The sequence below is a fragment of the Deinococcus sp. genome (assembly GCF_030523985.1).
Classification (GTDB): Bacteria; Deinococcota; Deinococci; order Deinococcales; family Deinococcaceae; genus Deinococcus.
On record NZ_JAUNHK010000084.1, the window covers coordinates 1 to 11627 of the forward strand.

Here is an 11627-nt window from a genome sequence, read left to right on the forward strand (position 1 = left end):
TCATTCATGTGGACGAGTATCAGGACACCAACAAGGCGCAGTATGAATTGACACGGCTGCTGGCTTCAAGGGACAGAAACCTGTTGGTCGTAGGAGACCCCGACCAGAGTATTTACAAATTTAGAGGCGCGGACATTCAAAATATCCTCGACTTTCAGAAAGATTATCCCGACGCCAAAGTCTACATGCTGGAACATAACTACAGGTCGAGCGCCCGCGTCCTGAAAGCCGCCAACAAACTGATTGAAAACAATACCGAACGCTTGGAAAAGACCCTCAAACCTGTCAAGGCGGCGGGCGAAGACATTACCTTTCACCGCGCCACCGACCACCGCGCCGAGGGGGACTATGTGGCGGACTGGCTGACGCAGATGCACGCCCAGGGCCACCCCTGGAGCGACATGGCGATTTTGTACCGCACCAACGCACAGTCCCGCGTCATTGAAGAGTCGCTGCGGCGGGTGCAGATTCCGGCCCGCATCGTGGGCGGCGTGGGCTTTTATGACCGCCGCGAGATCCGCGACATCCTGGCCTACGCCCGCCTCGCCATCAACCCCACCGACGACGTGGCGCTGCGGCGCATCATCGGGCGGCCCCGGCGCGGCATTGGCGACACGGCGCTGCAAAAGCTGATGGCCTGGGCGCACGCCAACCAGGCGTCCATCCTGACCGCCTGCGCCAACGCCGCCGAGCTGAACATTCTGGACCGGGGCGCACAAAAGGCTGTGGAATTTGCCGAATTGATGGAGGCGATGTCCGAGGCCGCCGACAACTACGACCCCGCGCCCTTCCTGCGCTTCGTGATGGAAACGAGCGGTTATCTGGATTTGCTGCGTCAGGAAGGGCCGGAAGGAGCCACGCGGCTAGAAAACCTGGAAGAACTGGTCAACGCCGCCGAGGAATGGTCACAGGAAAACGCAGGCTCTATCGCGGATTTTCTGGACGAGGCCGCGCTGCTGTCCAGTGTGGACGACATGCGAACCAAAGCCGAAAACAAGGGCGCGCCCGAAGAAGCCGTCACCCTGATGACCCTCCACAACGCCAAAGGGCTGGAATTCCCGGTGGTTTTCATCGTGGGCGTGGAGCAGGGGCTGCTGCCCAGCAAGGGCGCGATTGCCGAGGGGCCGAGCGGCAAGGAAGAGGAGCGCCGCCTCTTCTACGTCGGCATCACGCGGGCGATGGAGCGCCTCTTCCTGACCGCCGCCGAGAACCGTATGCAGTTCGGCAAGACCAACGCCGCCGAGGACAGTGAATTTCTGGAAGACATTGAAGGCACGTTTCAGACCGTCAACGCCTACGGTCAGCAGGTCGCCCACCGCGCCAAAAGCTGGAAAAACTACCGCCCCACCCCTACGCCCGCTGTGCCACCTGCCGTCAAGAACACCAGTTTACTGACCGCCGACCTCCCCTTCCGGGGCGGCGAAAAGGTCAGCCACCCCAAATTCGGCGCGGGACAGGTGCTGGCGGTGGCAGGCACAGGCGACAAGCAGGAAGTCACCGTCCATTTTGAGAAAGCCGGAATGAAGAAGCTGCTGGTGCGCTTTGCCAACCTGACGCGGCTCTAGCACAAATGGCAAAAGAAGCGCCCCCACCTGAGGAGCGCTTCTTCTATTCCAGGGGTTACAGGCGCTTGAGGATGGCCTGGAGGCTGGCGCTGTCGGCCCAGCTCATGCCCTTTTCCACGTAAGCGCGGGCAGCGGCGCGGTCACCACGCTGGAGGGCGAGGTAAGCGAGCTTGGCGGCGCTGAGGGAAGCCCACTGCTTTTCGGTGTCGTTCAGTTCGCCCAGACGGTTCCAGGCGTTATAGGCGTTGATCCACCACTGGGTCTTGGTGTAGAGCTGCGCGAGGTAGGCGTTGTAGTCGCGGTTGCTGGCTTCCTGGGTGGCCGCGAAGTAGCTGTGGTCCACGGCGGCCTTCCACAGCGTGCGGTCGTAGAAGGGCACGGGGTAGGCCACGTCGGCCTGCACGGCGTATTCCTGGGCCTTGCCGAAGTTCTCGGCAGCGCTCATGGCGGCAGGGGCCGTCATGGCATCGGTGGTGGCGGGAGCGGTTTGCGCGGCAGCGAGGCCAGCCAGGGCAAACGCAGTCAGCATCAGAGTCTTTTTCATAACGAGTCACATCTTAGGGCGCTACTTTGACTGGCGTCCACCAGCCCCCCGGTTCCCCTCACACGCTAAAGAGTGCTTAAAGGCACCATAAAGGAGTCCACCGACCATGAAATCCGCCCTCCGACTGGCACTCGCACTGTCCTTTTCCCTCCTCGCCTCGTCGGCGCTGGCCCAGACGCCCCCGCAACTCAAGCCCACCTGGAGTCAGCCCCTCAAGGTCATTTCGCCTGTGACCGTGGCCCCCAGCGGCGAATTGACCTTTATCGGCAGCGACAGCCGGGTCTACCACACCGACCGCCAGGGCAAGCCGCTCTGGTCCTTCGTTCTGGGCGACCTGGGTCGCGCTCAGCCGCTGCTGACGCCGGACAGAGCCACCATTGCCGCCGCCTACGACGACACGGTGTACCGCCTCTCGCCAGCAGGACAACTCGTCTGGAAGGCCAAGCTGGACGGCGACGTTTTCGCCACACCTGCCTTGCGGCCCGACGGCACGCTGGTGGTGGCGACGGCGGGCGGCACGGTCTACGCGCTGGGGACGGCGGGGCAGACGCTCTGGACGTTCAAGGTCGGCGCCCCCGTCTTCAGTTCTCCGGCCCTCGCGCCCGACGGCACGGTGTACTTCGGAGCGCAGAACAACCGCGTCTATGCCCTCACGCCCGCAGGTCAGCCCAAGTGGACGTTCCAGACGCGTTCCTCGGTATTCAGTTCCCCGGCGCTGGACGAACAGGGCAACCTCTATTTCGGCTCGGCGGACCGGCAGGTCTACAGTCTTTCCCCGGCGGGCGAACTGCGCTGGAGCCGTCCTACCGGGTTTTTCGTGAATGCCAGCCCCATCGTCACCAGCGGCGGTCTGGTCGTGGTCGGCAGCTATGACGGCACGCTCTACGCTTTCGGCACCGACGGACAACCCGCCTGGACGTACCGCGCCGGAGCCGCCATCGCCGCGCCCGCCGCCGAACTGAGTGACGGCAGCGTGGTCGTGGGCGACTTGAACGGCACCCTGCACGCGGTCACCGCTACCGGGCAACCCCTCTGGACGCTGAGCGCCGGAGCCAAGATAGACACTGGGGTGGCGGTCAGCGACCAGGGCACGCTCTATTTCAGTGTGGACGGTGGTCAACTGGGGGCCGTGGAGCGCTTGCGCCCGCTGGCGACTGGCCCGTGGACCACCTTTCGGGGCACGCCGCAGGGCTGGGGGCGTGTTCCCGACGCAGCCGAACTCGCCGCCCAGCACCAGAATCGGCAAGCGGCAGCGACCACGGCGAACAGCCAGCAGCCCCGGCGACCGACGACTGCACAGGCCACCACACCACAACCTGTCACGTCGCCACCGACGGTTTCGCCCTCTGCCGGGACAGTCACGCCCACTGCGACTGCGCCGACTGCTTCACTGGCTCAACTGACCCAGCAGGTCGCGAGCGGGGCCAGGGTCGTGAACGGGCAGCTTGAGCTGCCGCTTGCGCCCCTGGCCCAGGCCCTTGGCTTGACGGTGACTGGACAGGGTCGCCTGCTCCAACTGGGCGACGATACAGGGCGCTGGCCTGTGCAGGTGCGTGCAGCCGCACAGCCCACCGTCTCCCTGAAGGATGTGGTTCGCTGGCCCGGTACTTCGGTGACCTGGGCCGCCCCCGAAAAGGCCGTGCTGGTGGTGCGTGGCGAACGCCGGTTGCTGCTGCCTCTGCCCGTGGTTCGCCTGCTGCCTTTGCCAGGTCTGCCCGAATACAGCCGCCCCGAATACGCCGCGCCGCGCTGAGGGAAACGGAAAGGCACCCGCCTAGTACGTTAGGCGGGTACTTTTTTATTTTGGTGGAGTCGAGGGGGATCGAACCCCTGACCTCGTCATTGCGAACGACGCGCTCTCCCAGCTGAGCTACGACCCCAATTCAGGCGAGAGAGAATCTACCACGCCCCCCCAGCCCTTGCAAGAGCAGGAACCAGAGAGGGGAGCGGCTACTGGACATCAATCACAATTTTGCCGTCTTGCAAGTACGCCCGCTCGGCCCGCTCGGTGCGGTCGGTGCGGCGCATGTTGCTGCTGCCCTCCGGCGCACGGGCCAGGGCGTCGCCGATGCGAATCTGGGCGCTGGCAATCGGTCTGGCCCACACGATGGCGTCGGGCGAGCCGCCACCGTACCCGGCGTGGACGACGCCGCGCAGCGCCCCGGCCACGATCACGTCGCCCCCGGCAATCAGTTCGGCTCCGGGGTTGACATCGCCCAGCACGACCACGCTGCCCCGGTACTCGCCCCGGAACCCGGCCCGCACGCTGTTGGGCACGATCACGGTCTGGGCGCTGGGGGTCGGCTCGGCCCCGCCCGGCATGTTGACGGTGACGCGGGGCGCCCTGACCCGGCCCAGGGTGCCGCCCGCTTCCCGCACGCCCTGAAACGCGGCTTCGACCGCCTCGGGGTGGGTGTCGCCCTGAATCTCGATGGTGACGTGGGCGGAGAGCATCTGCTGGTAGGTCTGGAGCGAGCGACGAACGGTCTCACCGCTGTCACCGGGTTCGAGCAGGAGGTTGAGTCCCCCCAGGGTGCCTCGGAGCTTCATATGTCCGCAGTCTAGAGGATGGCTGACCTGTCCATGAAGGCACCGGCGGCGCAGCAGCGGCTTGCCCCCGCGCCCGACGCGACTGACCGACTTTTCTAAATGGACCGCCGTCAGGGAATCGTGTAGACTTCGCCCATGCCTTTTAAGGAGAAAACCCTTGGTGCAGCTTGATTCTGGTGCCGTTGCGGAAGGCCGCATCACTCGCGTCACCGATTTCGGCGCGTTTGTTCAGTTCGAAAACGGCGAAACAGGACTGGTTCATATCTCGCAAATCGCGCACTCGTTCGTGCGGAACATTCACGACCATGTGCGTGAAGGCGAGAACGTCGAAGTCAAGGTGCTGGGCCGCGACGAGCGGGGCCGCCTTGACCTGTCCATCAAGGAACTGCTGGAAGAACCCGAAGAGGTTCCCCGCCCCCGTGCCATCGGACGCCAGAGCCCCCAGTTCGAGGCCAAACTGCGTTCGTTCATGCGGGATGCCAAAGAGCGTGGCCCCGGCGGTGGCGGCACAGGCAAAAAGCCCGCAGGCAAGCGTAAGAAGTAAAGTCATTCACAACCCGAGCACCAAATAAACGAACGCCAGTTTCTCCATACAGAGATTCTGGCGTTTAGATGTTTGACCACTCTACAAAGTAAAGGGGAGAGGCCGACCCCTCCCCCACTGCTTATTCGCCGCCGTTCTGACGGTAGCCCGTCGCTACCCAGCCGCAGCCGCTGCGAACCAGGGTCACGACACCGCTGTAGGTGCCGCTGACGGGTTCGCCCGTGGCGCGGTTGGTGGCCCGCAGGTTCAGCGTGCCCGTGACAGTGGCGCGGTTGCCGCTGATGTTGGCACTGCCCACGCTGATGTCGTAGCTGACGTTGCTGTAGATGGCGCTGTAGGCGGCGGCGGCAGAGGACAGGGCCTGCTGCGCGGCGCTGCGGGCAGCACTTTCGGCAGCGGCAGCGTCGGCATCGGGGCTGACGTTGCAGTTGGCGGGGGCGGTACTGCTGTCGCCTTCGGGGGCGGCGGTGCCCGTGCCGTTGCGGTCCACGTTCAGGCCGCCCGTGCCAGGAGCGCTGATGTTGCTGGGACGGCTCTCGCCCGCGTTGGCCTGCGAAAGGTCGAGGCCGCGCCAAACGTAGTTGATGCCCAGCGCGAAACGGGGCGAGGTCAGGGTGCCGATGGCGGTCGACGTGCGGGCCAGTCCCCCTTCGATGTACGCCTCGACAGGCAGCAGCGGCACGCCGTAGCGGGCGCCGACGCCGCCGTAGATGTTGCCACCGAGCGAAGTGCTCGCGCCGACCAGACCGTAGGCGTTCAGGCTGGGCGACTGGTAGAAGTCGAAGGTGAGGCCGCCACCAAAGGCCGCGCTGCCGGGTTGGCCCTGCACGTTGCTGGTGCAGTAGCCGCCCTGCAAAAACCCGCCGAAGCGGCCTTCTTGCAGCCCGGCGCGCACGGCCCCCACTTCGCAGCCCAGGGTGGCGCTGGTGTTGAGGCCCAGGCGAAGATCAGCCGCTTGAGCGGTGCTGGCAGTCAGGGCCGCGAGGGCCGTCCACTGAAGAATCTTGTTCATCACTGTAGGTTGTAACACGCGCCCGCCTGAGGAAACTGACTGAATCTGCACGAATGAAGGCCGTGCTTATTCCTGCCCGGCGTTTTGCGGAAAGGTGAAGGCCCCCAGGGTCACGGTCACGTCACGCGACTGCCCGCCCCGGCGCACGGTAAGGCGCAATTTGTCACCCGCCTTCTGGGCCATGACCGCCCGTTGCAGGTCGCTGCCGTCGGTCACGGGTTGCCCTTCCACCGCCGTCACCACGTCGCCATCGGTGGAAACGCTGACGCGGGAGGACAGGTCGAGCGCCCCGTTTTGCCCGGCTTTCAGGCCCGCCGCCGCTGCCGGGCTGCCGGGGTAGACCTTCTGGATGAGTGCGCCGCTCTCGGGGAGTCCGGCCTGACGGCGCTGCTCGGCGGTGAGGGTGCTGAGGTCGGTGAAGGTGATGCCCAGGCTGGGCGGCTGAATCACGTTGCCCGTTCCGGCCTGAAGCTGTGGCAGGAGCCTCTTGACCGTGTTGATGGGAATGGCGAAGCCCACGCCCGCGCTCTGGCCCGCGCCTCCGGTCAGAATCTGGGTGTTGACACCAATCACTTCGCCCGCGCTCGACAGCAGCGGTCCGCCCGAGTTGCCGGGGTTGATGGCGGCGTCGGTCTGAATGACGGGCTGCATGACCTCACGGCTGCCGACGGGCGCTTGCCGTTCCAGGCTGGAAATGATGCCCTCGGACACCGAGAAGTCGAGGTTGAAGGGCGCACCCATCGCAATCGCCTTGAGGCCCACGTCCAGCTTGTCCGAGTCGCCCAGCGGCAGGGGCTTGATGCTGCTGGCGGGTACGCCCTCGGCCCGGATGAGCGCGAGGTCGTAGTCGGGGGCACGGGCAATGACTTTGGCCTTGTAGGTCTGCTTGTTGCCGTGCAGCCGGATGGTGATTTCGCTCGCTCCGTCCACCACATGGTTGTTGGTGACGATGTCGCCCTGAGCGTTGACAAAAAAGCCGCTGCCCGTGCCCGTCGCGGGCGTGCTCTGGCCGTCCCCTTGCGGGAGGTCGAAGGGCAGGCCGCCGAACTGTTCTTGCAGGCGCTGACGCATCTTGGCCTCGGCGCTGCTGTCGTCGGCCTCGGTCACGCTGATGTAGACCAGGCCGTCCTGACGGTCTTTGACGACCTGCACGGTGTTGGCCTCGGACTCGGTGCGGGCGCGTCCGTTGTCGTAGTTGGTCGCCTGGGTGGGCGACGGCTGTACGGTTTGCGTCTGCAAGGTGGTTTGTACGGGCGTAGGGCTTTGCTGCGCGGCAATGCGTTCATTGGCCTGAAAACCCAGGAAGCCACCCAGGGCCAGGGTTCCAGTGAGTGCCAGCAGGGACAGGTTCTTGTTCATGCCCCCAGGGTGCGTCAGGCAGGTTATATGGGGGTTAAAGCGGGGTCTGCGGAAAGCGAAAGAACGCAGAGTCTAAAGGTCCGAGAAAGGCCAGACGGAGACGACGCAGTCAGCCCTGAGCCCCTTGTCTCACTCCGTCAATTCCGTCGCCCACAGCTCCTGCGGGGTTTCGCGGCGGCGGATAAGCTGCCAGTCGGTGCCGTTCCACAGCGCCTCGGCGGGGCGGGTGCGCGACAGGTAGGTGCTGCTCATGCTGGCGCCGTAGGCTCCCGCTTCTCCAATGACCAGCAGGTGCCCGCGCTGCGGCGTCGGCAGGGTCACGCCCCGCGCCAGCAGGTCGCCGCTTTCGCAGGCTGGCCCCGCCACGTCCCAGACCTCGTGGGCCAGGGCGTCCCACATGGGATAAAGCGGGTGGGTCGCGCCGTAGAGCATGGGCCGCAGAAACTCGGTCATGCCCGCGTCCACCAGACAGAAGTTGCGCCCGGTGCGCTTGATGCCCACCACGCGGGTCAGCAGCCAGCCTGCACTCGCCACCAGATAACGGCCCGGCTCGGCCCACAGTTCGGCCCCGAACACCCGCGCCGCCTCGTGTGCCTCGAACGCGATGTCGTCCAGGTCGGCGTTCGGATTCCAGCCGCCGCCCACATTCAGCACGCTCAGGTCTCCGATGTCGTCGTGCAGGGCCACAATGCGGTCGAAGGCGGCCCTAAAGTCTGCGGCCTTTTCGATGGCGCTGCCGATGTGGACGTGCAGCCCCAGCACCTCGTGTCCGGCGTCGGTCAGTTCGGCCAGCACGCCCGGCACCTGCTCCGGCGTCAGGCCGAATTTGCTGCGGGCGGTTCCGGTGGCGAGGTGGTCGTGGGTGCTGACGTTCAGTGCCGGATTGACGCGCAGCAGCACCCGCGAGCCGGGAGGCAGCAGCACCACTTCTTCCTCACGGTCCACGACGATGGTGGCCCCCAAGTGCGCCGCCGCCGCGTATTCGGCGTCACTCTTGGCGGGGCCGTTGAGAATCAGGTGTTCGCCTGCCGCCCCCACCGCTTCGGCCCGCTGCAATTCGCCCAGGCTGACGCACTCAAAGCCCAGCCCCGCCTCGGCGTAGCGGCGCAGCAGATGCAGGTTGGGGTTGGCTTTCATGGCATAGAACAGCCGCGCCGTCCCGAAGGCCCGCTGCACGCGCCGCAGCGCCGCTCCCAGTTCGGCCTCGTCGTAGACGTACAGGGGCGTACCGAAACGTTGAGCAGCGTCGTTCAGGGCGTGGCGGGAAATCGGCATGAGACAGAGTGTAAAACGGAAAAGCGCGGAAAAGGGCCAGCGGCGGTGGGCCAGCAGGCGTCTGTACCGCCCCCTTACATTCTTTCTGCCGCCGTTCTGCTACTCTCCCCGGCGCTATGACGGCTGTTTCTTCCGCTCCTGACCCGACCACCACCGCCCGCCCCGCCGCAGGGGAACGGGTGCTGTGCGCCATGTCGGGCGGGGTGGACAGCTCGGTGACGGCCTCTTTGCTCAAGGAACAGGGCTATCAGGTCATAGGGGCGATGATGCGCTTTTGGCCCGACGACAAGCGGGTGGACACCTTCGACTCGTGCTGCTCGCCCGACGCCGCCTACGAAGCCCGCCGGGTGGCGGAGCAGGTCGGTGTGCCGTTTTATCTGCTCGACTACCGCGAACAGTTTCAGCGCCACATCGTCGGCCCGTTTCTGGACGAATACTCGCGGGGCCGCACGCCCAACCCCTGCGTGAACTGCAACACCAAGGTCAAATTCGACGAACTGGTCAAAAAGGCCAAGATGCTCGGCTGCCGTTATGTGGCGACGGGCCACTATGTCAAGCGCGTCGAGGTGGACGGCGAAGTGCAGTTTCACCGGGGTGACGACCCGCGCAAAGACCAGACCTATTTCTTGTGGGGCACGCCGCGTGACGCGCTGCCTTACATCCTCTTTCCGGTGGGCGAACTGGAAAAACCCCGCGTGCGCGAAATCGCCGCCGAGCGCGGCCTGCTGACCGCCCAGAAACCCGAAAGCCAGAACATCTGCTTCGTGCCCGGCAAGGTGCAGGACTTCGTGGCCGAGCATCTGCCCCAGTCCCAGGGCTACATCCGCGAAATTTCCAGCGGCAAGGTCGTGGGCGAGCACCTCGGCACACAGTTTTATACGCTGGGGCAAAAGCGCGGGCTGGGGCTGTACCAGTCGCATCTGGTGCGTTTCGTGGTTCACCTCGACCCGGCGACCAACACCGTATGGGTGGGCGACCACGAGGACTGCCTGTGGACGGGCCTGAAGGCGACGAACGCCAACTATCTGCTCGACCTGGCTGACCTGCCCGCCGAACTGGAAGTGCAGGTGCGCTACCGCACGGCCCCGGTGCGGGCGCGGGTGCTCCACACCGACGCCGAGGGCTTCGAGCTGGAATTTGCCGAGCCGCAGTTCGCCGTCGCGCCGGGCCAGAGCGCCGTGCTGTACGCCGGGCCGCGTCTGCTGGGCGGTGGCCTGATTGCCGACCATGCCCGCGAATTGCCCCCGCTGGGCCAGCCGCCGAAAAAGCGCCCGGCGGCTCAGGGCTGAGACAAAAGCACCAGAATGCAAATTACTTGATTTTTTAAAGCATAGCTGTCAGGATGGTGCCATGACCACTTCCTCCGTTTCTGCTTTGCCTGCCCTCGGCCCGGTGACCCTGCTGGCCCGCGACCTACTACGCCTGCGTGACTTCTACCGCGACTTGCTGGGCCTGAATGTGCTCAGCGAAGGCACAGACGGTGTGCTGCTGGGCACCGCCGCCACGCCCCTGCTGCGTCTGCGGGCCACCGACCTGCCCGCGCCGCCTACGTCCCGACCAGGGCTCTACCACACGGCTTTCCTGCTGCCTACACGTGCCGAACTGGGGCGCTGGCTGGCGCACGCGGCGCGGCTGGGCCTGCCCCTGGGCAGTGGCGACCATCTGGTGAGCGAGGCCTTTTACCTCAGCGACCCCGAAGGCAACGGCATTGAGGTCTATGCCGACCGTCCCCGCGAGGACTGGCGCTGGGTGAACGGTCAGGTGCAGATGGACACGCTGGCGGTGGATGCGCGAGGCGTGCTGGCGGCGGCAGGACTGACGCCCGAACAGCTTCAGGCAGCTTCCCCAATGCCCTATCAGGCCCCCGCTGGGCTGACGCTGGGGCATGTTCACCTCAAGGTCGGGAACGCCGCCGAAGCTGCCCGCTTCTACCAGGGGGCGCTGGGGCTGGACCTCGTCGCCTCGCTGCCCGGCGCACAGTTCCTGTCGTGGAACGGCTATCACCACCATTTCGGCCTGAACGAGTGGCACAGCCGGGGCCAGGGCCACCCCTCCCCCGCCGCCGGACTGGGTAGCGTGGAAGTCCTCGTACCGGACCTGACCCCGCTGCGGGGCCGCGCCGGAATCGAAGACCTGGGCGACACGCTGCGGCTGCGCGACCCCTGGGGCAATACCCTGCACCTGCGTTCGCCGGGAGCCTGAGCAGCTACGCTTCGGCGCTGGTAGAAAGGCGATAGCCCATCAGCGCCCCGCCCCCTTCCCAGCGGCGCAGTACCTCGAAACCCAGATGCCGGTAAAACCCCTGTGCCCGCGTGTTCTGACCGCCCACGCCGAGATGAACACCGGGCGAACCGGCCTGCCGCAAAGCGTCCAGCAACGTCTCCATCAGCCGCCTGCCCTGACCTGCGCCCTGACCTCTGGGTAGCAGGTCGATGTGCAGGTGTGAGGGAAAGTCGCGCAGCAACGGGTCGTCGTACTGTTCAGGCGAGTGAATGAGAAAGGTGGCGCGTTCGTCGGGGGTGCGCTCCGCTGGTGGGGTCTGCGGGGCAGGGTACTGCGCCCGCAGGGAAGGCCACCACTCGCGCTCCAGCCTCCGCGCGAAGGCCCGCGAATCCAGCACGCCCAGCACGTAGCCGCACACGCCCTGCCCGTCCTCCAGCACGAAGGCAAACTCAGGCGAGTGAGCCAGATACGGCCCGACGTAGACGTGCCCGATTAACTCAGGGTCGCGGTAGAGGTGGGTGCCGTCCTCGCCGCTCGCCGCCGTCCGCAGGCAGA

11 protein-coding genes and 1 tRNA gene are annotated in these 11627 nt (G+C 65.8%); 5 read left to right on the forward strand and 7 right to left on the reverse strand.

Going from position 1 to position 11627, the window contains the following annotated elements; genetic code table 11:
* Positions 1 to 1565 (forward strand): ATP-dependent helicase (locus Q4C89_RS11385; RefSeq protein ID WP_303102733.1); only part of this gene is annotated, 1565 nt, incomplete at its 5' end.
* 55 nt (positions 1566 to 1620) lie between these two features.
* On the opposite strand, the gene Q4C89_RS11390 is transcribed toward Q4C89_RS11385, so the two are convergent.
* Positions 1621 to 2109 (reverse strand): hypothetical protein, encoded by a 489-nt coding sequence (locus Q4C89_RS11390; protein ID WP_303102734.1) that lies wholly within the window; start codon positions 2107 to 2109, stop codon positions 1621 to 1623.
* A 106-nt stretch (positions 2110 to 2215) separates the two neighbouring features.
* On the opposite strand from Q4C89_RS11390, the gene Q4C89_RS11395 reads away from it, so the two are divergent.
* Entirely contained in the window at positions 2216 to 3862 is a 1647-nt protein-coding gene (locus tag Q4C89_RS11395; protein WP_303102735.1) for a PQQ-binding-like beta-propeller repeat protein, read from the forward strand.
* Positions 3863 to 3913: 51 nt separating this feature from the next.
* On the opposite strand, the gene Q4C89_RS11400 is transcribed toward Q4C89_RS11395, so the two are convergent.
* Together Q4C89_RS11400 and minC are read right to left on the reverse strand one after the other, a co-directional pair.
* A tRNA-Ala gene (locus Q4C89_RS11400) sits at positions 3914 to 3989 on the reverse strand.
* 70 nt (positions 3990 to 4059) lie between these two features.
* Positions 4060 to 4659 (reverse strand): septum site-determining protein MinC, encoded by a 600-nt coding sequence (minC, locus tag Q4C89_RS11405; protein ID WP_303102736.1) that lies wholly within the window; start codon positions 4657 to 4659, stop codon positions 4060 to 4062.
* Between the two features lie 157 nt (positions 4660 to 4816).
* Here minC and Q4C89_RS11410 point away from each other — a divergent pair, with 157 nt between their 5' ends.
* On the forward strand, positions 4817 to 5203 hold the full coding sequence (locus tag Q4C89_RS11410; RefSeq protein WP_303102737.1) for a S1 RNA-binding domain-containing protein: 387 nt from the start codon (positions 4817 to 4819) through the stop codon (positions 5201 to 5203).
* Positions 5204 to 5324: 121 nt separating this feature from the next.
* Here the strand turns inward: Q4C89_RS11410 and Q4C89_RS11415 are convergent, their stop codons facing one another.
* From Q4C89_RS11415 to lysA, 3 genes are all read right to left on the reverse strand, one after another.
* Positions 5325 to 6215, reverse strand: a complete 891-nt coding sequence (locus Q4C89_RS11415; RefSeq protein ID WP_303102738.1) for a hypothetical protein — start codon at positions 6213 to 6215, stop codon at positions 5325 to 5327.
* A 66-nt stretch (positions 6216 to 6281) separates the two neighbouring features.
* Entirely contained in the window at positions 6282 to 7574 is a 1293-nt protein-coding gene (locus tag Q4C89_RS11420; RefSeq protein ID WP_303102739.1) for a S1C family serine protease, read from the reverse strand.
* Between the two features lie 129 nt (positions 7575 to 7703).
* Positions 7704 to 8849, reverse strand: coding sequence for a diaminopimelate decarboxylase (gene lysA, locus Q4C89_RS11425; RefSeq protein ID WP_303102740.1), 1146 nt, complete (start codon positions 8847 to 8849; stop codon positions 7704 to 7706).
* A 116-nt stretch (positions 8850 to 8965) separates the two neighbouring features.
* Between lysA and mnmA the strand changes: the two genes are divergently transcribed.
* Together mnmA and Q4C89_RS11435 are read left to right on the forward strand one after the other, a co-directional pair.
* A complete protein-coding gene (gene mnmA, locus Q4C89_RS11430) occupies positions 8966 to 10138 on the forward strand; it encodes a tRNA 2-thiouridine(34) synthase MnmA (protein ID WP_303102741.1) in 1173 nt (390 codons plus the stop codon).
* A gap of 61 nt (positions 10139 to 10199) precedes the next feature.
* Entirely contained in the window at positions 10200 to 11051 is an 852-nt protein-coding gene (locus tag Q4C89_RS11435) for a VOC family protein (RefSeq protein WP_303102742.1), read from the forward strand.
* A gap of 4 nt (positions 11052 to 11055) precedes the next feature.
* On the opposite strand, the gene Q4C89_RS11440 is transcribed toward Q4C89_RS11435, so the two are convergent.
* A partial coding sequence (locus tag Q4C89_RS11440; RefSeq protein WP_303102743.1) for an N-acetyltransferase occupies positions 11056 to 11627 on the reverse strand: 572 nt, incomplete at its 5' end.

Bases quoted from the DNA above. Each gene is read 5' to 3' on its own strand.
- lysA (WP_303102740.1), bottom strand. From the start codon at position 8,849: ATGCCGATTTCCCGCCACGCCCTGAACGACGCTGCTCAACGTTTCGGT.
- mnmA (WP_303102741.1), top strand. From the start codon at position 8,966: ATGACGGCTGTTTCTTCCGCTCCTGACCCGACCACCACCGCCCGCCCC.
- Q4C89_RS11415 (WP_303102738.1), bottom strand. From the start codon at position 6,215: ATGAACAAGATTCTTCAGTGGACGGCCCTCGCGGCCCTGACTGCCAGC.
- minC (WP_303102736.1), bottom strand. From the start codon at position 4,659: ATGAAGCTCCGAGGCACCCTGGGGGGACTCAACCTCCTGCTCGAACCC.
- Q4C89_RS11420 (WP_303102739.1), bottom strand. From the start codon at position 7,574: ATGAACAAGAACCTGTCCCTGCTGGCACTCACTGGAACCCTGGCCCTG.
- Q4C89_RS11435 (WP_303102742.1), top strand. From the start codon at position 10,200: ATGACCACTTCCTCCGTTTCTGCTTTGCCTGCCCTCGGCCCGGTGACC.
- Q4C89_RS11390 (WP_303102734.1), bottom strand. From the start codon at position 2,109: ATGAAAAAGACTCTGATGCTGACTGCGTTTGCCCTGGCTGGCCTCGCT.
- Q4C89_RS11395 (WP_303102735.1), top strand. From the start codon at position 2,216: ATGAAATCCGCCCTCCGACTGGCACTCGCACTGTCCTTTTCCCTCCTC.